Source organism: Nocardiopsis sp. M1B1 (assembly GCF_052466615.1).
Genome location: NZ_CP196194.1, coordinates 3,890,842 through 3,911,461 on the forward strand (window position 1 = coordinate 3,890,842; position 20,620 = coordinate 3,911,461).

A 20,620-nucleotide genomic window follows, 5' to 3' on the forward strand; every position below is an offset into this window, starting at 1 on the left:
GGAGAGTCCGTCCCGGCCAGCGGAGGCCGTACGGACTGCCGCTTCCGACCCATCCGACCGGGAGCGGCGGGCACGGGTCCCGCACGGGTGATTCGGGCACGCCCGTCGTTCCCCGGTCAGACCCGCAGGTCGGTCTCGGGGAGGGGGAAGGCCGACAGGCGGTACAGGACACCGGAGGGGTCGCCGCTCCAGTCCATGGCGCGCATCTGGGCGGCGCTGCGGCGGCCGGTCACGGCGCGCACCAGTTCGAAGGCCGTGGCCGACCACTCCAGGTCGGCCCGCTCGCCGAAGGCCCACTCCTGGCCGGTGTCCGCGGCCGCCACGCGCACTCCGGGCAGTTCGGGGGACCACGCGCGGGCCGTCGCGCCCAGGACGAAGGCGGCCAGTTCGTCGGCGTGCCCGGTCTGGGCGGGCATCCCCAGCGCGCCCCGGACGTCGTTCTCGTGGTGCCACACGTCGATCGCGGGCAGGGAGTAGCGGGCCCGGGTCCGGGTGGCGAAGACCTCCAGCAGGGCCAGGGTGTCCGCGCGCCAGGCCGCGCAGAGCGCGGCGATGTCCAGGTGCTCGCGCTCGGCCACCTGGCGGGCGGTGACGGCGTCGTCGGCCGGGGGCGTGACCCGCTCCGCGGGCACGTCGGCGCAGAGCCCGGCCAGGTGGGCGTAGGTCTGCCGGACGGTCCACGCGGGCAGGGCGGGGACGGGCGCGGCGAGCTGCTCGGCGCTCAGGTCGTCGGCGAGCGCGAGCATGCGCTCCTGGCAGGAGGTGTAGATCTTCGCGGTGTCCATGGCGCCACGGTACCGAACAGCGTTCGGTACCGTGGCGCCGGGACCGCGCGGGCCGGTGCGGCCCTCATGTGGGGGGTACGGTCCCTCCGGGATGGTCAGGTCACGGCTCCTGGCAGGACACCTGCGGCTCGATGTTCACGTTTCCCGAGGTGGCGGTGAACCCGAAGCTGGCGCTCTCCCCGGCCGCGAGCGAGCCGTTGTGCGCGGCGTTCGTGGCCTCGAAGTGGGCGCCGTGGTTGACGAGCGAGGCGTTCCAGGCGCTGCTGACCGCCTGGCCGTTGGCGAACACCCAGTCCACCATCCAGCCGTCGGTCCCGTTCTCCCCCGCGGTGACCTCGACCTCGGCCTGGAAGCCGCCCTGCCACTCGTTGAGGACCGTGTACTCGGCCGTGCAGTACTCGCCCGTCGGCGGGTCCGTGGGCTCGGGCTCGGGCTCCGGCTCCGGCTCCGGCTCGGGCTCCGGCTCGGGCTCCGGCTCGGGGTCCGGGTTGCCGCCCGTTCCGCCTTCGAAGACCACGTCGGAGCAGTTGTAGAACGCCTCGGGGCTGTCGGAGCGCTCCCACACCACGTAGATGACGTGCTGGCCCTCCTTGTCGGGCAGGTCCACGTCCCAGTAGTACTCGGCCCCGGCGACGCCGCCGCTGCGCAGCGGCGGGTCGGTGACCTCGTCGATGAGCTCCAGGGAATCCCAGGTCAGCGCGTCGGTCGCGGGGTCGAACCCGTCCTCGGTGACGTAGGTGTAGAAGGTGCCCGGGTGCGCGGCCCAGGCGTTGTGGTGGAACTCCACCGTCGTGTTGGCGGGCAGCTCGGTGGTCGGCCAGTCGGCGCGGACCGCGTTGAAGGCCGAGAAGCTGTCGGTGGGCCCGCACAGCTCGCCGTCGGCCACGAACTCCTGGTGGCGCCCGTCGGAGTTGCTGATGAGGTTGCCGAACCAGTTCCAGAACGGGTAGTTGCCGCCCTCGGCCAGCGCGTCGGCGCAGGCGTCGTTGGTCGGCGCGAGCGCGCCGCCGCTGCTGCCGCCGGTGGCGTCCTGGAAGCAGGCGTAGGTGCGGCTGGCCGGGTAGGTGAACGCGCCGTGGGCCTGGGCCGTGTCGGGCAGCGCGACGACGGTGGTGCCGACGGCGAGACCGCCGAGCGCCACGGCCATGGCGAGGGTGCTGCGTGACCGCATGGGCCACTCCAATCTCTGTGGGGGGTGCCCGGCCGCACCGGGGCGGTGCGGCCGGGGCGGGTGGTCTGTTCCCTCAGCGGGATCAGCGGGTGCTTCGGATCACGTGGTCACCGGGTTGTAGTGGCAGTGGGTTGTAGGGGTTGCGGGTTGTGGGGGACAGGGGTGCGGGCCGGTCAGGAGCCGCTGCACGTGAGCTCGGGCGTGGAGACACCGCCGCTGGAGTTGCCGACGAACCCGAACGAGGTCGACTGCCCCGCCGCCAACGCGCCGTTGTAACCCACGTTCGTCGCGGTCACACTCCCGCCACTACCGGACACCGAAGCGTTCCAGGCATGCGAGACACTCTCACCGCTACCGAAGGTCCACTCCACGGTCCACCCCGACAGAGCCGCACCAGCCGTCACCGTCACCTGCGCCTGGAAACCCCCCTGCCACTGGTTCGTCACCGAGTACACCGCCTCACACTCACCCGACGGAGGGTCCGTGGGCTCCTCGGTCGGCGGGTCGGTCGGGTCGGGGCCGCCGCCGTAGACCGGGGCCTCCTCGGCGGTGGCGGCGATGCCGTTCGGTCCGTTGAAGATGCGCTCGCCCCAGGGGGTCAGGCTGTCGACGTCGAATCCCTCCACCATGTCCAGGTACTCCACGGGGCTGCCGTTGCCGCTCCAGGACCAGCCGATGTAGCCCAGGCCCAGGCGCTCGGCATGGGACATGATGGCGTCCTCGTCCGGGTTGCCGTCGGAGTGGTCGTGGCCGAACTCGCCGACGATCAGCGGCAGGCCCGCGTCGACGAAGTGCTCCAGGTAGGAGACGACCGTCGACTCCTGCTGGTAGACGCCGTACATGTGCACGGAGAAGACCGTGTTGGCGTGCGGGTCGGAGTCGAACACCGACTGGGCGTCCTCGCGCATGACGCCCGCCCAGTCCTGGCCCCAGTTCGGCGCGTCCACGACCAGGGTGTGGTCGAAGCCCGCGTCGCGCAGGCGGTTGACGGCGTCGCTGGTGTCGGCGGCCCAGTTCTGGTTGATCGCTGCGTCGTTGCCGTAGGGCTCGTTGCCGATGTTGACGAGGATGTGGTCCTCCTCGCCCTCGACGGCCTCCTGGACGCGCAGCCAGTAGTCGACGGCCTGGTCGAGCGTGGCGGCCCCGGCCTGGTCGCCGTAACCGGTGGTGTCGTGCACCTCCAGGACGCAGATCAGCCGGTTGGTCTTGCACTCGTCGACGACGTTGGCCACGTCGGCGGCGGTGTTCTCCGTCCAGCGCTGGCCGCTGCTGAGGACGACGCGGACGGTGTTGGCGCCCAGGGACTTGATGTCGGCGAACGACTGGGTCTCCTGGGCGTACCAGGTGTGGGCGTGGCTGACGCCGCGGATGACGAAGTCGTTTCCGGCGGCGTCGACGAGGCGGCCGTCGCTGACGCGGAAGCCGGTGTCGGCGTGCGCGGGCAGCGAGTGCACGAGCAGTGCGGCCACCAGGGTGATGACCGACCCGAGGGCGATCAGCAGGCGTTTGACCATGGGGGGCTCCAGGTAGAGGGGCGGACAACGTTGTCGTGTTGCGGGGGTCCCGCCCTGTCGGGCGGGGACCGGGTGGGCGCCGGGGGTAGGCGGCTGCGTTCCCCCGGCGCCCGGTCCTGACACAGGCGCGGCCTGTTCCGGGGCGGTCGCGTCAGCGTCGTTGGGTTCCGGTACTCCCCCGCGGACGGGGTCGGTCGCCGGTCAGGAGCCGCTGCACGTGAGCTCGGGCGTGGAGACACCGCCGCTGGAGTTGCCGACGAACCCGAACGAGGTCGACTGCCCCGCCGCCAACGCGCCGTTGTAACCCACGTTCGTCGCGGTCACACTCCCGCCACTACCGGACACCGACGCGTTCCAGGCATGCGAGACACTCTCACCGCTACCGAAGGTCCACTCCACGGTCCACCCCGACAGAGCCGCACCAGCCGTCACCGTCACCTGCGCCTGGAAACCCCCCTGCCACTGGTTCGTCACCGAGTACACCGCCTCACACTCACCCGACGGAGGGTCGGTCGGGTCCGGGTCGGGATCGGGGCCGGGGTCACCGCCGAGCGCCTCGTGGATCGACCAGTAGGCGGGCTTGGGATCGTAGTTGTCGTCGATGGGCAGCGCCGCACCCTCGCCCGGGAAGGTGCCGGGGACCCAGGAGTGGGCGTCGGTGACGCCCCACACGATCACGCCGGAGCACCCGTCGACCGCGTAGCAGGCGTTGACCACCTGCTCGTAGTCCCTGGCCTGCTGCTCCAGCTTCTGCTGGGTGGCGGGCGTCTGGATGCGGATGTCCAGCTCGGTGATCATCACCTCCAGGCCCAGGTCCACGAAGCGCTGGATGTTCTGCTGGATGCTGGAGGGGACCTGTCCCGCGATGAGGTGGCCCTGGAAGCCGATGCCGTCGATCGGCACGCCCTGCGCCAGCAGGTCCCGGACCAGCTCGTAGTAGGCGTCGCTCTTGGCGTTGATCCCGTCGATGTTGTAGTCGTTGATGAACAGGCGGGCGTCGGGATCGGTCCGGTCGGCCATCCGGAAGGCCTCCGCGATGAAGTCCTCCCCCAGCGTCCGGTAGAAGACCGAGTCGCGGAACTGGGCGTTGTCCCCGATGGGCTCGTTGACGACGTCCCAGGTGGCGATGTCGTCGCGGTAGCGCCCCACGGTGGTGCTGATGTGGGTGTCCATGACGTCCAGCAGCTGGTCCCGGCTGAAGGTGCCGTCCCTCACCCATGGGGGCAGCTGGCTGTGCCACACCAGCGTGTGACCGTGGACCAGCTGGTCGTTCTGCTGGGCGAAGTCCACGATGCGGTCGGCGTTGGTCCAGTTGAACTGCCCGGGCTGGGGCTGGACGGTCTCCCACTTGAGGTCGTTCTCGTGGGTGACGGAGTTGAACTCGGTCGCGGCGGTCCGGGCGTAGTCCGCCTGGTTCAGGTGCTGCGACGCGACCGCGGTGCCCATGCGCAGCCCGCGCTGGTCGGCGAGTTCGCGCAGGGTGGCCTGCTGGGCCCGGGCCGCCTCCTGCGCCGTGAGCGCGGTGTCCTCGGCGTGGGCCGCGGCGGTCAGACCGCCCGTGACCAGGCTGAGGGCGAGGGCGACCGCGGCGGCGGCCCCTCCCCGGAGCCGTCTTCGCCCCTTGGTGAGCGACATGGTGTTCCTTTCTCCTGTGGGGGGTCGGGGGCGGGCGCCGTCGGCGCCCGCCCCCGTGCGGCTACGGCCGGTCAGGCGCCGTCGCCGAACAACTCGCCGTGGGTGGCGAGGGCTGTGGCCACGTCCACCTGCGCCCAGAAGCGGTGGTAGGTGAACTCGGGCACCGGCCCCCCGTTGAGGTACTCCTCGACCTGGGGCCAGTTCGGGTCGTCCTCGTAGAAGGACCGGATGGACAGGAACGTGGAGTCGGAGTCGACCGGGTCCCCGTTGGGCATCTGGCCGGTCCATCCCTCGGGGATGTAGAGGCCGCCGTCGGGGGCGCCGAACTCGTCGTCGAAGCGGGCGTAGTCGGCCCGCGTCTCGGGAACGGCGACGCCCAGGTCGTCCTGGTTGGCCAGGAGGGCGTCGAGCAGACCCTCGGCCGTCGCCCGGGAGTCGGCGTCACCGGTGGCGGCGGCGTAGTGCATGAGGGTCTTGGCCAGGCCCGCGGCGATGCCGACGTCCTGTCCGTGCGAGACGACCTCGACGCTCAGGTCGGGGTTGCCCGTGGACTCGCCCGTCCAGGTGTCGGGCCGGCCGCTCCACTCCATGTCGGCGGGGATGGCGAACTCGCCGTTCTCGCCGACGGTGGTGTTGGCGATCGCCCAGGGCACCCAGTCGTCCAGGATGTCCCCGGCGCGCTCGTCACCGGTGATGCGGTAGTACTCGGCCACCCGCTCCATGTCCCAGACCTGGAAGCCGAACCAGCGGTTGGACGGCGGGTCGTGCCAGACGGGCTTCTCGTCGTAGAACATGCCGTAGAAGGTGGGCGTGCCCGAGGGCGGCTGGGCGTAGGTGCCCTCCCAGCTGTTGGTCGCGCCGCCCGCGATGGCGCCGTCGGAGGACTGGAGCCACTCCAGGAACTCCAGCTGCCGGTCGAGGCTGGTGCCCCAGTCATCGGTGCCGGTGGCCGACTCCGGCTGGAGCGCGGACACCTCCGAGAGCGCGTAGGCCGCCATCACGTTCTGGTAGCCCTGGTGGGCGGAGGATCCGCCGATGCGCCAGGCCCAGGGGTACTGGGCGCTCTCCAGCGCGCCGCCCCAGGAGTAGTACCAGGCCATGAGGTAGTGCGCGGAGTCCTTGCCCGATCCGGGCGGGCAGGACTGGGGGTCGACGCAGTCGCCGATCTCCTTGAAGTACTTGTCGAACATGGCGTAGCGCAGGTAGTCGCCCATCATCGCCGCGTTGGAGACGTTCTCGGCGATCGCGCCCTCGTTGCCCTGCTCCGAGGCCCACTCGTGCGCCAGGTAGGCCACCTGCACGGCGCGCGCGTCGGCGTCGGGGGCGTTGGTGTAGCGCCACTGCTCGGAGTAGTTGTCGTCGTCGGTGAACAGGTCGAGGAACCCGTTCTCGCCGCCGTGCTGGAAGGTCTCGCAGGACGGGTGCGGCACGGTCTCCCAGACCGACTCGTTGGAGCCGCGCTGGAAGGTGTTGACGTAGGCGGGGGCCTCGTCGGTCCCGTCGCCGCAGAACCCGTAGCCGTAGGTGTTGTCCACGTCCAGCAGCCAGTGCATGCCGTAGACCTCGTCGGTGCCGTAGGTGCTGCTCAGCTCCTGGGCGAGCGGGTCCTGCCCCGCCTCGACCGAGTCGTCCAGCGGCATCGGGTAGTCGCTCGGGTCGAGCGACTCGGGGATGTAGGTGGCCGGGGCCGACGGGTCGTAGGAGCCGTTCGTGGGCTGGTCGGCCGTGCCCGGGATGATGAAGGCCTCCATGGACTCCCACGCGGAGTTGAAGGGCTCCCAGTCACCGGTGATCCTGCCGTAGGTCGCCTCCAGCCACAGGTAGTAGCTGTAGGCCTCGGAGGTGGTGGCGTGGCCGTGGTCGGGCGCCTCCACGATCAGGGTCTCCACCGAGTGGTACGGCACGAGGAGGCCGTCGAACTCGCGGAAGTAGCCGCTGTCGGGGTCCTTGATCTTGTCGTACTGGGTGAGGAACTCCTCCTCGTAGGCGTTGGAGGCGCCGGAGAGTTCGCGCGCGGTGACGACCACGGGGTCGTAGCCCTCGGCGGAGACGGTGAACTCGGCCTGGGCCGGGTCGCCCGAGCCGTCGCCGGAGGAGGCGACCGTCACCTCCTGCGGGGTGTCCCAGTCGGCGTCGCCGAAGGTCAGCGAGGCGCCCGAGGCCACCGACAGGGTCGAACTGCCGGAGGTGCGCTCCACGCTGACGGCCACGTCCTCGGCGGGAGCCTCGGACAGGGCCACGTCGAAGGCGGCCTCGCCGCCGGACTCCAGGGTGACCGAGTCGGGGTCCACGACCAGGGTCGGGTCCTCGGGCTCGGGCTCCTCGTCCTCGCCCGCGCAGTCCAGGCCGTTGAGGGTGAACTCGGTGGGTGCCTCGTTGGCGCCGCTGTAGGTGGCCTGGAAGCCGAACGTCGCGGTCTGGCCGGAGGCGAGGCCGGGCGCCCAGGAGGGGCCGCTGGCGGTCACGGAGCTGCCGCTCTGGGAGACCTGCGCGCTCCAGCTGTTGCTGATGCGCTGGTTGCCGGAGAACTCCCAGCCCAGCGTCCAGTCGGAGACGGACTCGGCCTCGTTGGTGACCGAGACCTCGGCCGTGAAACCCGAGCCCCAGTCGTTGAGCTGGTAGTCGACGGTGCAAATCGGTGCGGCCTGCGCGGGCGCGGCCGGAAGGAGGGCGGCTAAGAGCACCGCGCCGAGGAGCGCGGGCGCGGGTCTGCGCCAGCGCGCCGGGCGGCGCGGGCCGGGACGGGGGGTGGTCACGTGTCCTCCTCGGACAGGTTCTCCGTTCCCCTCCGCGGCCCCGCGCGCCGGAGGACGGCGCCGGGGTGAAGCTCTCCGATGGGGGGAGGCGGCGGGGTCGGAGTGCGGGTGTGGGGGGAGGGAGCCGGGTACGACGCTGTGACCTGCGGCTCGTTGCCCGGGTCGGGCCGGTGCGCGTCCGGTGGTTTTCCGGAATTCGGACGCCTGTTTTGCGCACACCTTGCGGGAGCGCTCCCAGGCATCGTGGGGCGAAGTTAACATCCACGACACACGGAGACAACGGGTGCAACCGTGGTGACTGCTCGTTAAGTTCCCGGGGCCCCGGGGCGGGCCGGACCGCCCCGGGGAGCCTCGGGACGCAGCGCGGAGCGGAGGTGCCCGCCCGTGGAGGACGGGCACCCCTCGTACTCACCGCGCCGGCGGGCGGTCGCCGGTCCTACTGGACGGGCGGGTAGGCGTTGGCCAGCAGCTCCTGGAACTGCGCGGAGAACCAGTGCCCCGAGATCGGCGCGTTGGGCAGCGCGCCGCTCATGTTGTTGCCGTTGCGCGGGTTGCCCTCATAGGTGGGGTCGCACATCCGGTCGAAGCCCTTGCCCTCGGGGTTCTCGATGAACTCGCTGGACCCGTCGGACTCACCCGGAGGCTTCATCCACACGTAGGCGTCGATCCCCGGCTCGGGCTCGGCCTGGGGGCGCTCACCCAACCCGGCCCCGGACTGGTTGCACCAGTTCCCGGACTGGATACGGCGGTCGTAGCGGCCCCCGTCCACGTAGGCGTTCACATCCGTGCTCGGCCCCGGCCCGTCCGGGCGGTCCGGCCCACCCCACCCATTACGGGAGGTGTCGATGAGCATCCCGATCCCGGAATCGAAGCCCTGGCCCACCAGCTCCTCACGCAGCGCCTGGGAATAGGACAGCTCGTCGGTGAACTGGTTCCAGTCCACCCAGTCCGACTGACGCACCGGCGTCCCCGCGATGGTCTCGCCGATGGCGAAGTTGTCCTCCACCAGCGCCGAGTAGTTCGCGGTGTTGGCGATGAACCCGTGCACGTCGGCCGGGGTGGCGCCCGCGGTGTTGGCCGCCTCGTAGAACAGCTCCGCCGAGGCGGTGAAGTTGTCCTGCCAGCCGATCCACCCGTGGTGGCCGGCGTCGACGTAGTTGTAGACGTTGGCGACGTCGCCCAGCTGCGCCAGCGCGTAGCCCACACCCTCGACGTAGTTGCCGTTGGCCAGCATCTCGTCGCAGTTCTCGGTCGCGGTCTCGCGCGGGGAGACGTTGGTGACCAGGTTGGGCAGCGAGTCGATCTCGACCGTGGTCACGACCCGCAGGTCGGTGTCCTCGTAGTCGGCCAGGATCTCGGCGATCGGGTCGATGTAGTCGTTCTTGTACCGGTCGATCTCGTCCGGGCCCAGCTCGCCGTTGGAGGCCAACGCGGCGCAGTCACGGCCGGGCAGGTTGTAGATGACCACCTGGAACACCAGAGGCTCACCGTCGGCCTGCACCAGGGCCTCGTCCAGGTGATCGCGCAGACCCATGCTGCCCGTGGTGGGGCTGTCGTTGCCCTCGATGGCGCTGATGCGGTCCAGCCACACCCCGGTGGGTTCATCGGCCACGGCGTCCCCGCCGGGCTCGGCGGCGGCGTTGGCCGACCAGATCGGGTTGACGTAGACGTCAGCGCCCACGTACGGGTTGTCCACCCGACCGTCGTTCCCGGGCTCCTCCGGCTCCTCGGGCTCCTCCGGCTCCTCGGGCTCTTCCGGTTCCTCCGGTTCCCCGACGTCACCGCTGCACAGTACGCCGTTGAGTTCGAAGGCCGTGGGCGCGGCGTTGCTTCCGGAGTAGGTTCCCTGGAAGCCGAAAGTGGCCGTGCCGTCGGTGGAGAGGGAGGCGTTGTGCCCGGCGTTGGTGACCGAGACGCTCTGTCCGCTCTGGGTGACGGTGCCGTTCCAGGAGTTGGTGACCCGCTGGTTTCCGGCGAAGTCCCATTCCAGGGTCCAGCCGTCGACCGCGTCGCCGAGGTTGGTGATCTCCACGCTCGCGGTGAAGCCGGAGCCCCAGTCGTTGAGTTGGTAGTCGACCTCGCAACCGGCCGCGGCACTGGCGGGGGCGGGCACGGCCGTGGCCAGTGCGGCGCCGACGATCAGGGCCGATGTCGCGGCGAGGCCGCGCCGTGCGCCCGGACGTCTGTCCGGAGCGCGCAGGATTCTGCTCATCTCTTGCTTTTCCTCATGGTTGGGGGGTGGTGCCAGAGGGACGAGAGTGTCGGGGCACGGGGCCGTCGACTGATGCGTGGAATCCGGATGGTGTGGGGGGTGGTGCGGGTGGTGCGCGGGGCACGTCGTCCTCCGGGGAGGGTGTGGCGACGCGGGGGGCGACCCCATGGGTGGGAGCGCTCCCAGAACAGGAGCGCGGAGGGCGGGATGGGATGGGTCGGGGATGCGAACACTGACGCTCCCCCGTGCACAACCCGGATCGCGTGTGATCCAAGTCATTCGGGAGCGCTCCCATGAGAATAACCACCACGGCTTCACATGTAAACACCCCGTAAAGAACAGCGTTCGGCAGCGCGACCCGACCTCGGAGAACCCCCGACCGCGCGGCACGCACCCGCCCCTCACCCCGCGGCGCCCCTCAGGGAATAGCCGGGACGGACGCGCCGTTCCTCTGGTAGTTTCATCGCGAAACTACTTCTCAAGAAGCTTTTTACTAGGGGGATAGATGGCGACCCGCACACTGGTGACCGTCTCGGCGGGGATGAGCACGCCGTCCTCGACCCGCCTGCTCGCCGACCGGCTGACCGCCGCCGCCGAGGCGTCTCTGCGCGAGCGCGGCGACGAGGTCCGCGTCCGCACCGTGGAGCTGCGCGAGGTGGCGCACGACATCGTGAACGCTATGACCACCCGGGTGCCCACCGGTGAGCTGCGCGGTGTGCTGGAGGACGTCGCCGGGGCGGACGGGATCATCGCGGTGACCCCGGTGTTCAACGCCTCCTACAGCGGCCTGTTCAAGTCCTTCTTCGACGTGGTCGACCCCGAGGACCTGGACGGCATGCCGGTGCTGATCGGCGCGACCGGCGGCAGCCCGCGCCACTCGCTGGTGCTGGAGCACGCGCTGCGGCCGATGTTCGCCCACACCCGCTCGGTGGTCGCGCCCACCGGTGTGTACGCGGCCTCGGAGGACTGGGGCTCGGGCGAGGGCGGCGGCCGCGAGCTGACCCGGCGCGTCGAGCGCGCCGGACGCCAGCTCGCGGCGCTGGCCGCGGACCGCTCCCCCGCCGCCGCGGACCCCTACGAGGAGCCGGTCCCCTTCGCCGACCTGATGTCGGGCCTGGGCGCCTGACCGGCCCGCCGTCCGGCCGGGATCACCAGGGGACGGCGCCCTCGTCGTCGAAGAAGCCGCCGCGCGGTCCGTCGTCGGGCAGGGTGGCGAGCCGGATCGCGATCGCCGCGCCCTGCTCGGGCGTGCGCGGCGCGTTGAACCCGGTGAAGTCGGTCGCCACGTAGCCCGGGCAGGCGGCGTTGACGATGACGTTCGTGTCGGCGAACCGGCGGGCGTACTGCGCCGTGACGCTGTTGAGCAGGGTCTTGGACGGCGCGTACGCGGCCAGGACCGGGCCGGTCCGCAGCGTCAGCGAGCCCATGTTGCTCGACATGTTGACGATGCGCGGCGAGCTCGCGCGGCCGAGCAGCGGCAGCATCGCGTTCGTCACCCGCACGACCCCGAACACGTTCGTGTCCAGGACCTCGCGGAGGACGTCCAGGTCGAGGGTGGTCGGGTCCTGGGCGCCGCCGTCGGCGCGTCCGGCGATGCCCGCGTTGTTGACGAGCACGTCGAGCCGCCCCGCCTCGCGCTCGATCGTCTTCGCCGCGGCGGAGACGCTGTCGTCGCGGGTGACGTCGAGGGCGACCCCGAACGCGTCGGCGCCCGCCGCGCGCAGCCGCTCGACGGCCTCCTTCCTCCTGGCGTCGTCGCGGGCCCCCACCGCGACCGTGAAGCCCCTCTCCCCCAGGCCCTGGGCGATGGCGAAACCGATTCCCTTGTTCGCGCCGGTGACCAGCGCGGTCTTCGTGTCGTTCACGGAGTCCATGCTCGGCGGAGCGCACACCCGCGGTCCAATACCGGCTCGATCGGCCGTGATACCCGCCGGGTATCGGGCCCTAGGCTGTCGGCGTGGACGAACTCGAAACCCGCGAACTCCGCTACTTCGTCGCCGTCGCCGAGGAACTGCACTTCGGACGCGCCGCCGACCGGCTCGGCATCGCGCAGCCCCCGCTCTCACGCGCGATCGGGCGGCTGGAGCGGCGGCTCGGTGTGCGGCTCCTGGACCGCGACCGCCGCGGCGTGGCGCTCACCGACGCCGGCGGGGTGCTGCTCCGGGAGGCCCGGGCGGCCCTGGCCGCGGTCGCGGCCGCCGCGCGCCGGACGCGGCGGGCCGGGGCCCCGAAGCGGCACCTGGTGCTCGCGACGAAGGCCGGGGCCTCCCACGAGCTGCTGCGACGCCTCCTCGACGCGGCGGGGAGCGCACCCGGCGCGGCGCCGGTCGAGGTCCTGCTGTGCGAGGTCGGTGAGCAGGCGGGGCTGCTCCGCGACGGGAGCGCCGACGTGGCGGTCATGCACCTCCCCTTCGACGACGTCGCCGGGTTCGACACCGAGGAGCTCTGCGTCGAGGGCCAGGTGGCGATCCTCCCCGCCGCGCACCCGCTCGCCGCACGCGACCGGCTCACGCTGGCGGAGGTCGTCGACGTGCCGGGCCTGCCGATCGCCCGGTGGCCCCGGCTCGACGGGACCTATCCGGACGGGCCCGGGCCGGAGGTGCGCACCCAGTCGCAGCTCGCCCAGCTCGTGGCGCTGGGCCGGACGCTGCTGGTCATCCCCGCCTCCAGCCGCGCCTGGCAGTGGCCCGAGCACGTCGCGGTGCCCGTGGTCGACGCGCCGCCGGTCACCACGGTGCTGGCGTGGCCCTCGGGCAGCCGCTCCCGGGAGGTCGCCTCGCTCGTGCGCTCCGCGGACGGGCTCCGCGGCGCCGGGACGTGCGGCGGCTCCGAGCGGTCCGGCCCGGCCCTGTCGCGGTCCCCCGCCACCGCCGCCGGGGAGGGCTGAGGCCGGGCCCCGCCGCCCGTCCGTGCCCCACACGCGGACGGACGACGGGTGGACCTGAGCGGGGCCGGGTCGCGGCGGACGCGGCCCGCGGCGCCCCCGCCCGCGGTCAGTTCCCGTACTCGGCGCGGATGCGGTCGGCGAAGCGGGCGAAGTCGGCCCCGTGCAGGAAGGCCGAGCGCATGGTGCCGTGGTCGGCCCTCCCCCGGCCCGCGATGTCGAAGGCGGTGCCGTGGTCCACCGACGTGCGCAGGATCGGCAGGCCCACCGTCACCGAGATCGTCCCGTCGAAGTCGAAGGTCTTGGCCGCGATGTGGCCCTGGTCGTGGTACTGCGAGAGCACCCCGTCGTAGTGGCCGGTCAGCAGGCGGTGGAAGACCGAGTCCGCCGGGACCGGCCCGACCACGTTCGCGCCCGAGGCGCGCGTGCGCTCCACCGCCGGGGCCAGGTGGCGGATCTCCTCGTCCCCGAAGGCGCCGTTCTCGCCGCCGTGCGGGTTGATCGCCGCCACCGCCAGGGTGGGTTCGTCGTGGCCGAACACGCGCAGCGCGGTGAGCGCCTCGGTGATCGCCCCCACCTGCTGCTCCTCGTTGATCATGTCCAGCGCGCCGCGCAGCGAGACGTGCCGGGTGGCGAAGAAGACCTTCTTGCCGCGCACCACGAACATGGTGTTCTGTCGGGTGACGCCGGTCAGCTCGCCGAGCATCTCGGTGTGGCCGAGGTGGCGGCTGCCCGAGGCCCAGATGGCCTCCTTGTTGATGGGTCCGGTGACGATCCCGTCCACGCGCCGCTCCATCGCCGCCCGCGTGGCCACCTCGATCGCGCGGACCGCGGCGGCCCCCGCGCGCGCGTCGACCACGCCCCACTCCAGTTCGGTGCCGCCGAGCGCGTCGATGTCGAGGCAGTCGATCACCCCCTCCTGCTCCGGCGGCAGGTCCCAGGAGGACAGGGCGCGCACCCGCACGTCCAGGTCCAGGACGGCGGCCGCGCGGCGCAGCACGGCGGGGTCGGCGACGACCACCCCGCGCGCGGGGGCGGCGGCGCCCACCTCGGCCAGGGTGCGCACGGTGATCTCGGGGCCGATGCCGACGGGGTCTCCGACGGTGACGGCCAGGGTCGGGCGTTCAGTCATCTTCTTGTCCTCCTCCGCTCGGAATCCGCGCGGACACCCCGCGCAGCCTGTCGTTGACCGTGTCGCGCAGCCGCGCCAGGCAGCGCGCGATGGTGTCCTGGTCCCCGACCAGCCCGCCCTTGGTGATGATCGGGGTTCCCTCCAGCGGCCCGCCGTCCAGGCGGCCGTGCACGGCCAACGGGACGAGTTCGCCGCCCACGTCCAGGGCGCGCACTTCCACCCGAGGTCCCATGTAGCGCGCTTGAAGTGCTCTCCCGGCTGAAGCTGGGAGATTCCCTCCTACCTCACGGTGGTGGGCTTGACGCGACGAGCGCGCCTGCCGACTGCCCTTCCGGCAGCCGGGACGAGCGCGTGGCCCGCCCTCAACAGGTGGAGAACGTTGCGCGCGGCGTTGAGGTCGGCGTTACCCGACCAGCTGCACGTGGGGTTCTTACACACGAACACCGCCTGCGACTCCCGGCTGCCCGGGGTGGTGAACCCGCACATCGAGCACCGCTGCGAGGTTCCCGGAGCCGGTACCTTGTGCAGGCTACCGCCGCGCCGGGCGAGCTTGTAGCCCAACATGGCCACGGTGCGCCCCCACGCCTCTTGGCCGATGGCCCGGTTGAGTCCAGCCTTCTGCCGAACGTTTCGACCGGGTTGCTCGACGGTTCCCTTGGCCGAGGCCGTCATGTTCGTGATGTCCAGATCCTCCACCGCGACGGCGCCGTACCGGGCGGCGATGTCAGTGGTAGTTTTCTGCTGCCAGTCCAGGTGCCTGCGCGTGGCTTTTGCGCGAAGCGCCCTGATCTGGTCGTAGGTCCGCGACAGGCGACGAGAGGTCTTCTCTCCGCGTGCACGGAAGCTTTTCTGGTGGGCGGCCTGTTTCTCCAGGCACGCCAGCTTCTGTTTCTCGGTGTCGTTGAGCCACTTGTCCCGGTCCGAGCCACCGTCCTCGTCCGTACGCGGACGCTGATGGTCGTAGGTGGTGCCGTCGGACAGGGCGAGGGGAACGGCGATCCCGACGTCGATACCGACCTCGGGGCCGGGGTGGGGTTCGGGGGCTTGTTCCAGGGTCTGGACGCGGAAGGCGATGTGCCAGCCCAGAGCGTTTTTGACCAGCCGCGCGCCGGTGATCCGATGGTCGGCGTTGGCGTGTTTGCCCACCGGCAGGTCCTTGGTCCACCGGAAGCGGACCCGCCCCAGCTTGGGCAGGTTGACCATCCCCCACCGGCGATGCACCCGCGCCACGTGCAGGTCCCGGCCCTGGGGGACGTCCACCGACATGACCGACCGCAGGCGGGACTTGAAGGTGGGTTCTTCGGCCCACCCGTCCCAGCAGTTGCGCCACGCCTGGAAGTAGGTCTTGAGTACGGCCTGGGCGGCTTGGGCGGGCAGGGCCTTGAGGAAATCGATATCCTTGCGGGCCTGCTTGATCGCCGTGTCGGCGTCCTTGAGCGACACGCGCCGGTTCTCACTGGCCATCGTCCACCAGGCGTGTAGGAGGTTCCACGTGGTGCGGGCGGCGTGCGCCTGGTGGTCGAGCACCGACACCTGTTCATACGACAGCGAAAGCCGGGCGCGGTGCCCAACGTGCCGCTTGACCAAGGTGTCGCAATTCATGAAGACAAAAATACCATTGATTTATGCTGACGATAGAGAAACCGAACCCTTATGGGTGCATTAGTCGATATGTCTTTTACCGTCTTCATGTCCATTCGGCCTTCGTCGCGACGTATCGCCGTGGCGTCCTCACCGACACCATGCTGGGCCGGTGCTAGGAGATCATGCGCCAGGTGTGTACCGACTTCGAGGCCGAGCTGGGCGAGTTCAACGGCGAGGACGACCACGTCCACCTGCTCGTGCGCTATCCACCCAAGGGCGGTCTGTCCGAGCTCGTCAACAGCCTCAAAGGGATGTCCTCACAGTTGCTGTGCAAGGAGTACGGCGCGCACGTGAACCGCTATGTGTGGGGGCCGGTTGTGGTCGGGGTCCTACTTCGCCGGGTCGGTCGGTGGGGTGCCGATCATCACGCCCAGGGCGATGAAGAATCCCACGCCCAGGACCAGTGCCGCGAGGAGCTGTACTTCCATACCAGGTGCCTTTCAGGGGGTCACTGCGGTCGCGTGCCCGCGCCGACCGCGACGACGTGGGGGGTGCAGGCGGGATCGGCGTCGAGGGCCTCGCGCTCGCGGGCTCCGATCCCGTCGTCGGTGATCAGGCCGTAGGGTCCGGGCACGACCGCCCAGTACGGGTGGGGGCCGGAGCCGACCTTGGTGGAGTCGGCGACCACGAAGATCCGCCGGGCGCTGCGCATCTGGAGTTCCTTGGCGGCGGCGATCTCGGGGCTGGGGCAGTTGAGCCCCCGGCCGGGCAGGAGTCCGTCGGCGCCGATGAAGGCGATGTGCGGGGTGATGCGGTCCAGCACGCCGTGCGCGTAGTCGCCGACGATGGAGCCGCGCCTGCGCCGCACGCGCCCGCCGACGACGACGAGTTCGATGCCCTCGGCGTCGTGCAGCGCCGCCATGGGGCCGAGGCCGGAGGTGACCACGGTGGGCCCCGAGCGCCGGGCCAGGCGCTCGGCCACGAAGGTGGTGGTGCTCCCGGCGTCCAGCAGGACGACGTGGTCGTCCTCGACCAGCGCGGCGGCGTGGTCGGCGATGCGCCGCTTGGCGGGGGCGTTGCGCAGGCTCTTCTGGGTCCAGGACAGTTCGGCGCCCGCGGGCGCGGGGACCGCGCCGCCGTGGGTGCGGACCACCTTTCCGGCCCTCTCCAGTTCGCCCAGCCCGCGCCGCACGGTGGAGGGGCTGATGCCGAGTTCCCGTGCGAGGTCCTCGACCCTCTGCACGCCGTCGGTGACGGCGTCCAGCAGCCCCTGGTGACGCATGACCACTCCTGCTCGTTTCGCGCATGTGAACAGGGACATACTGCGCGCTTTACGCAAGGAAAAGCAAGAGGGCAATCCCAAGGTGCTCATAACGCGCATATAACGCCCGGGGGGCGCGAATGCGGACACCGGGCCGAGAACAGCGCGGCCGGGGACGTTTGGGCGGGGCGGCGCACGGCTATGTCGCATACGGCGCCGCAGGGGGCCGCAGCGAGGACTACGGAGCGTGCCGATGCGAAGACAGTTCATCAACGAGCCGGGCGACGTGGTGTCCGAGGCGCTGGAGGGGTTCGCCGCGGCCTGGCCGCGGCACGTGCGCCTCAACGCCGACCCCGCCTACGTCGTGCGCGCCCGCCCGGCCGCGGACAAGGTCGCGGTGGTCTCCGGCGGCGGCTCGGGCCACGAGCCCCTTCACGTGGGCTTCGTGGGCACCGGCATGCTCGACGCCGCCGTGCCGGGGGCCGTCTTCGCCTCCCCCACCGCTGTGCAGATCCGGGCGGCCTCGCAGGCGGCCGACACCGGCCGGGGCGTCCTGCACGTGGTCAAGAACTACACCGGCGACGTGCTCAACTTCCGCATCGCCGGTGAGCTGCTGGCCGACGCGGGCGTGCGCAGCGAGATCGTTCTGGTCGACGACGACCTGGCCACCGACACAAGCGACGGCGGGGGCCCGGGACGCCGGGGCACGGCGGCGGTCGTGGCGGTGGAGAAGGTCTGCGGCGCCGCGGCCGAGCGCGGCGCCGACCTGGCGGAGCTGGCCGCGCTCGGGCGCCGGGTGGCCGAGCGCAGCCGCACCCTGTCCGTGGCGCTGGCCGCGGGCGCCCACCCGGGCGAGTCGCGGCCCTCGTTCGAACTGCCCGAGGACGAGGTGGAGTTCGGCGTGGGCATCCACGGCGAGCGGGCCCGACAGCGGCGGGCCTTCGGCCCCTCCCGAGAACTGGTGCCCCCGATGGTCTCGCCGCTGGTGGAGGCGCTGGGCCTGGGCCGCGGGGACCGGGTGATCGCCATCGTCAACGGGCTGGGCGCCACACACGACCTGGAGCTGTACGGGGTGTTCCGCGAGGCGCGGCGCGTCCTGGACGCCGCCGGGATCGGGGTGGCCCGCTCCCTCGTGGGGTCCTACGTGACCTCCCTGGACATGGCGGGCTGCTCGGTCACCCTGGTCGAGGCCGACGACGAGGTGCTGGAGCTGTGGGACGCTCCGGCCGCCACACCCGCGCTCACCTGGTAGAACGTCCGTCCCAGCACAGTCCGAACGGGAGCACCGGCATGGCAGAGCAGCTCAGTCCCTCCGACGTCGAGCGGTGGGTGCAGGCCTTCATCGGCGCGGTCGAGGAGGAGGGCGCACACCTCACCGACCTCGACCGCCGCAGCGGCGACGGCGACTTCGGCACCAACATGACCACCGCGCTGCGCCGCACGCGCGAGGCCCTGGCCGACACCACCGCCACGGGGTCGGCCGGGCAGCCCTTCGAGGTGATGGCGGAGACCTTCCTGGGCCACAGCGGCGGCACCAGCGGCCCGCTGTTCGGCATGTGGTTCCGCGAGTTCGGCAAGGCGGGCGCGGGCGCGCAGGCGTTCACCCTGGCGATGGTGGCCGAGGCCACCGCGAACGGGTGGGCGACCCTGCACCGGCTGGGGTCGGCCGAGGTCGGGGACCGCACCATGGTCGACGCCATCGCCCCGGCGTCGGAGGCCCTGGCCGGGGCGGTGGACAGCGGCGCGGGGCTGCACGCCGGGCTGCGGGCGGCCGCGGAGGCCGCACGGGAGGGCGCGGACGGCACCAGCGAACTGCTCGGCCGCCGGGGGCGCACCAGCTACGTGGGCGAGGCCGCCCTGGGCAGCCCGGACCCCGGCGCGGTGACCGTCGCCCTGTTCTACCGGGCCGCGCAGGGGATCGTCGGCGTCTGAGCCCCGATCGGCCGGGACCGCGCCCGGGGGCGTGCGGCCACGGCTCCACGCCCCCGGGCGGACGCGCGGCGAGGGCCCCGGCCCGCTCAGGCGCCGCCGAGGTACTCCACGAAACGCACGCCGGTCCCGCCCGGGCCGCAGCTCACCCCGACCATACGGCCGGTGAACCCGCCCGCGACCTCGGTCGACAGGTAGCGTCCGTCGATCCGGGCCAGCTCGGTGGCGCCTTCGGGGGTGCGGACCGCGGCGACGACCACGTCCGGTCCCCGTTCGCGGCTGTACTCGGGCGCCGTCGAGGGCTCCGCCCGCAGTTCGAGCACCGTGTCGGCGGACGCGGGCGCCTCCCCCAGCACGCTGGTGAGCGGTCCGATCTGAGCGACGGCGTGCACCCGCCCGCCCCCGACCTCCAGGGCGAACCGGTGGGCGGGGTCGACGCGGACCTCCAGGGCGCCCGCGTCCCCGTCCGCGTCGATCCCGGCTCGGACGGTCATGGTCGTGTGCTCCTGGCGGCGGCCGACGAACACCCGCTCGTCCCCGGGAGGCGACATCCGCCACCGGTCCCCCGACCACCGCAGCACCCGGTCGGGGAAGACCCCGGCGCCGACCCAGTCGGGGCCGGGCGTCCCCTCGCCCAGTGAGGCGCGCACCCGCGGCGGCTCCCCGGGCTCGACCGGTCCGATCACCGCGGGCCAGCCCTCGTGCCAGGCGACGTCGGCGGCGAAGGTCTCCCTGCCCAGCACGTGCCAGCCGGGGAAGGAGCCCGAGGGTCGCACCCCCAGGAACACCGCCGCCCAGGACCCGTCGGGCCGCTGGACCAGGTCGGCGTGGCCGGTGTTCTGCACCGGGCCCGGCGTCCCCCTGGCGGTCAGCAGGGGGTTGTGCGGGCAGGCCTCGAAGGGGCCCTCCGGCGAGGGCCCCCGGGCGACCGCCACCGCGTGCCCGGGACCGGTGCCGCCCTCGGCGACCAGCAGGTACCACCACCGCCCGACGCGGTACAGGTGCGGGCCCTCGGGGTCCCTGCCCCCGGTGCCGCTCCACAGCGAACGCGGTTCGGACAGCAGCTCGCCGGTGGCCGGGTCCAGGACGGCCTGGCGGATGCCGCCGTCGGACCAGGTGAGCAGGCACCTGCCGTCCCCGTCCCAGGCCAGGTCCGGGTCGATGCCGCCCGCGCCGCGGATCCGCACCGGGTCGGACCACGGACCGGCCGGGTCGGTCGCCGTCATCAGCAGGTGTCCGGGGCCGTCGGAGACGTTGGTGGTCACCAGGAAGAAGGTGCCGTCGTGGTGGCGCAGGGTCGGGGCGTAGACGCCCGAGGACGGCGCGGCGCCGGACAGCACCAGCTGGGAGGGCCGGTCCATCACCGCGCCGACCGGCTCCCAGGACACGAGGTCCCGCGACCGGAACAGGGGGACCCCCGGCGCGTACTCGAAGCTCGAACACGCCAGGTAGAACACGTCGCCGACGCGGCACACCGTGGGATCGGGGTGGAAACCGCCGAGGATCGGGCGGGTCGGCAGGACGCCGTCTCCGGGGGGAACTTCGGGCTCGGTCACCCCACGAGTGTGACACGGCCCACCGGGCCGCCCCGGAGCGGGGCGGACGCCCGCCCCGGCGGTTAGGGTCTGTTTTTTGAACCGGTCTCAGCTTGTGGGGGTTGGTTCGGGCGCCCACGGGGTTCTGGAGGTGGCGGAGGCGGGTTCCCGTGGGAGAACTGCGCCGTAGGCGTCGTTTGAGGGTGGTGGGCGACGGGTGGG

General features: G+C 72.0%; 16 protein-coding genes and 1 pseudogene. 5 read left to right on the top strand and 12 right to left on the bottom strand.

Features of this window, described 5'->3' with window-relative positions:
- Nucleotides 1–116 precede the first annotated feature (116 nt).
- The 6 genes from ACSTA4_RS17000 to ACSTA4_RS17025 all read right to left on the bottom strand — a co-directional run bounded on the left by ACSTA4_RS17000 (nt 117) and on the right by ACSTA4_RS17025 (nt 10,073).
- Complete coding sequence (locus ACSTA4_RS17000; protein ID WP_444960125.1) at nt 117–785, bottom strand: maleylpyruvate isomerase N-terminal domain-containing protein; 669 nt, start codon at nt 783–785, stop codon at nt 117–119.
- 100 nt (nt 786–885) lie between these two features.
- Nucleotides 886–1,956 carry a lytic polysaccharide monooxygenase auxiliary activity family 9 protein gene (locus ACSTA4_RS17005; RefSeq protein ID WP_444960126.1) on the bottom strand — a complete coding sequence of 357 codons (1,071 nt, stop codon included), beginning with the start codon at nt 1,954–1,956 and terminating at the stop codon, nt 886–888.
- 173 nt (nt 1,957–2,129) lie between these two features.
- Nucleotides 2,130–3,470, bottom strand: a complete 1,341-nt coding sequence (locus ACSTA4_RS17010; RefSeq protein ID WP_444960127.1) for a cellulase family glycosylhydrolase — start codon at nt 3,468–3,470, stop codon at nt 2,130–2,132.
- 201 nt (nt 3,471–3,671) lie between these two features.
- Nucleotides 3,672–5,105: an endo-1,4-beta-xylanase gene (locus ACSTA4_RS17015; RefSeq protein ID WP_444960128.1), complete on the bottom strand. Its 1,434-nt coding sequence runs from the start codon at nt 5,103–5,105 to the stop codon at nt 3,672–3,674.
- A 71-nt stretch (nt 5,106–5,176) separates the two neighbouring features.
- The gene (locus tag ACSTA4_RS17020) at nt 5,177–7,861 is read right to left on the bottom strand and encodes a glycoside hydrolase family 48 protein (RefSeq protein ID WP_444960129.1); all 2,685 of its coding nucleotides are present in this window, start codon (nt 7,859–7,861) and stop codon (nt 5,177–5,179) included.
- A 436-nt stretch (nt 7,862–8,297) separates the two neighbouring features.
- A complete protein-coding gene (locus ACSTA4_RS17025; RefSeq protein WP_444960130.1) occupies nt 8,298–10,073 on the bottom strand; it encodes a glycoside hydrolase family 6 protein in 1,776 nt (591 codons plus the stop codon).
- Between the two features lie 505 nt (nt 10,074–10,578).
- On the opposite strand from ACSTA4_RS17025, the gene ACSTA4_RS17030 reads away from it, so the two are divergent.
- Nucleotides 10,579–11,199, top strand: coding sequence for an FMN reductase (locus ACSTA4_RS17030; RefSeq protein ID WP_444960131.1), 621 nt, complete (start codon nt 10,579–10,581; stop codon nt 11,197–11,199).
- A gap of 22 nt (nt 11,200–11,221) precedes the next feature.
- Here the strand turns inward: ACSTA4_RS17030 and ACSTA4_RS17035 are convergent, their stop codons facing one another.
- Nucleotides 11,222–11,947: an SDR family oxidoreductase gene (locus ACSTA4_RS17035; RefSeq protein ID WP_444960132.1), complete on the bottom strand. Its 726-nt coding sequence runs from the start codon at nt 11,945–11,947 to the stop codon at nt 11,222–11,224.
- Nucleotides 11,948–12,030: 83 nt separating this feature from the next.
- Between ACSTA4_RS17035 and ACSTA4_RS17040 the strand changes: the two genes are divergently transcribed.
- The gene (locus ACSTA4_RS17040) at nt 12,031–12,960 is read left to right on the top strand and encodes a LysR family transcriptional regulator (RefSeq protein WP_444960133.1); all 930 of its coding nucleotides are present in this window, start codon (nt 12,031–12,033) and stop codon (nt 12,958–12,960) included.
- 106 nt (nt 12,961–13,066) lie between these two features.
- Here ACSTA4_RS17040 and pdxA read toward each other — a convergent pair whose 3' ends face one another.
- Genes pdxA through ACSTA4_RS17055 form a run of 3 tightly spaced genes read right to left on the bottom strand, consistent with a single transcriptional unit; the run spans nt 13,067 to nt 15,691 of the window.
- On the bottom strand, nt 13,067–14,089 hold the full coding sequence (pdxA, locus tag ACSTA4_RS17045; protein WP_444960134.1) for a 4-hydroxythreonine-4-phosphate dehydrogenase PdxA: 1,023 nt from the start codon (nt 14,087–14,089) through the stop codon (nt 13,067–13,069).
- The gene (locus tag ACSTA4_RS17050) at nt 14,082–14,321 is read right to left on the bottom strand and encodes a hypothetical protein (protein WP_444960135.1); all 240 of its coding nucleotides are present in this window, start codon (nt 14,319–14,321) and stop codon (nt 14,082–14,084) included. The genes pdxA and ACSTA4_RS17050 overlap by 8 nt, the downstream gene beginning before the upstream one ends.
- 47 nt (nt 14,322–14,368) lie before the next feature.
- The gene (locus ACSTA4_RS17055; RefSeq protein ID WP_444960136.1) at nt 14,369–15,691 is read right to left on the bottom strand and encodes an RNA-guided endonuclease InsQ/TnpB family protein; all 1,323 of its coding nucleotides are present in this window, start codon (nt 15,689–15,691) and stop codon (nt 14,369–14,371) included.
- 23 nt (nt 15,692–15,714) lie between these two features.
- Between ACSTA4_RS17055 and tnpA the strand changes: the two are divergent.
- A pseudogene (gene tnpA / locus ACSTA4_RS17060) lies at nt 15,715–16,096 on the top strand (IS200/IS605 family transposase); the annotation flags it as partial.
- 85 nt (nt 16,097–16,181) lie between these two features.
- On the opposite strand, the gene ACSTA4_RS17065 reads toward tnpA, so the two are convergent.
- A complete protein-coding gene (locus ACSTA4_RS17065) occupies nt 16,182–16,955 on the bottom strand; it encodes a DeoR/GlpR family DNA-binding transcription regulator (protein WP_444960137.1) in 774 nt (257 codons plus the stop codon).
- A 232-nt stretch (nt 16,956–17,187) separates the two neighbouring features.
- Here ACSTA4_RS17065 and ACSTA4_RS17070 point away from each other — a divergent pair, with 232 nt between their 5' ends.
- Complete coding sequence (locus ACSTA4_RS17070; RefSeq protein WP_444960138.1) at nt 17,188–18,186, top strand: dihydroxyacetone kinase subunit DhaK; 999 nt, start codon at nt 17,188–17,190, stop codon at nt 18,184–18,186.
- 38 nt (nt 18,187–18,224) lie between these two features.
- The gene (locus ACSTA4_RS17075) at nt 18,225–18,866 is read left to right on the top strand and encodes a DAK2 domain-containing protein (protein WP_444960139.1); all 642 of its coding nucleotides are present in this window, start codon (nt 18,225–18,227) and stop codon (nt 18,864–18,866) included.
- Nucleotides 18,867–18,952: 86 nt separating this feature from the next.
- Here ACSTA4_RS17075 and ACSTA4_RS17080 read toward each other — a convergent pair whose 3' ends face one another.
- Nucleotides 18,953–20,419, bottom strand: coding sequence for a family 43 glycosylhydrolase (locus tag ACSTA4_RS17080; protein WP_444960140.1), 1,467 nt, complete (start codon nt 20,417–20,419; stop codon nt 18,953–18,955).
- Nucleotides 20,420–20,620 lie beyond the last annotated feature (201 nt).

Excerpts from the sequence above, each read along its gene's own strand:
- ACSTA4_RS17070 (WP_444960138.1), top strand. The coding sequence starts at position 17,188 with ATGCGAAGACAGTTCATCAACGAGCCGGGCGACGTGGTGTCCGAGGCG.
- ACSTA4_RS17035 (WP_444960132.1), bottom strand. The coding sequence starts at position 11,947 with ATGGACTCCGTGAACGACACGAAGACCGCGCTGGTCACCGGCGCGAAC.
- ACSTA4_RS17000 (WP_444960125.1), bottom strand. The coding sequence starts at position 785 with ATGGACACCGCGAAGATCTACACCTCCTGCCAGGAGCGCATGCTCGCG.
- ACSTA4_RS17015 (WP_444960128.1), bottom strand. The coding sequence starts at position 5,105 with ATGTCGCTCACCAAGGGGCGAAGACGGCTCCGGGGAGGGGCCGCCGCC.
- ACSTA4_RS17005 (WP_444960126.1), bottom strand. The coding sequence starts at position 1,956 with ATGCGGTCACGCAGCACCCTCGCCATGGCCGTGGCGCTCGGCGGTCTC.
- ACSTA4_RS17025 (WP_444960130.1), bottom strand. The coding sequence starts at position 10,073 with ATGAGCAGAATCCTGCGCGCTCCGGACAGACGTCCGGGCGCACGGCGC.
- ACSTA4_RS17075 (WP_444960139.1), top strand. The coding sequence starts at position 18,225 with ATGGCAGAGCAGCTCAGTCCCTCCGACGTCGAGCGGTGGGTGCAGGCC.
- ACSTA4_RS17050 (WP_444960135.1), bottom strand. The coding sequence starts at position 14,321 with ATGGGACCTCGGGTGGAAGTGCGCGCCCTGGACGTGGGCGGCGAACTC.
- ACSTA4_RS17065 (WP_444960137.1), bottom strand. The coding sequence starts at position 16,955 with ATGCGTCACCAGGGGCTGCTGGACGCCGTCACCGACGGCGTGCAGAGG.
- ACSTA4_RS17055 (WP_444960136.1), bottom strand. The coding sequence starts at position 15,691 with ATGAATTGCGACACCTTGGTCAAGCGGCACGTTGGGCACCGCGCCCGG.
- ACSTA4_RS17010 (WP_444960127.1), bottom strand. The coding sequence starts at position 3,470 with ATGGTCAAACGCCTGCTGATCGCCCTCGGGTCGGTCATCACCCTGGTG.
- ACSTA4_RS17030 (WP_444960131.1), top strand. The coding sequence starts at position 10,579 with ATGGCGACCCGCACACTGGTGACCGTCTCGGCGGGGATGAGCACGCCG.
- pdxA (WP_444960134.1), bottom strand. The coding sequence starts at position 14,089 with ATGACTGAACGCCCGACCCTGGCCGTCACCGTCGGAGACCCCGTCGGC.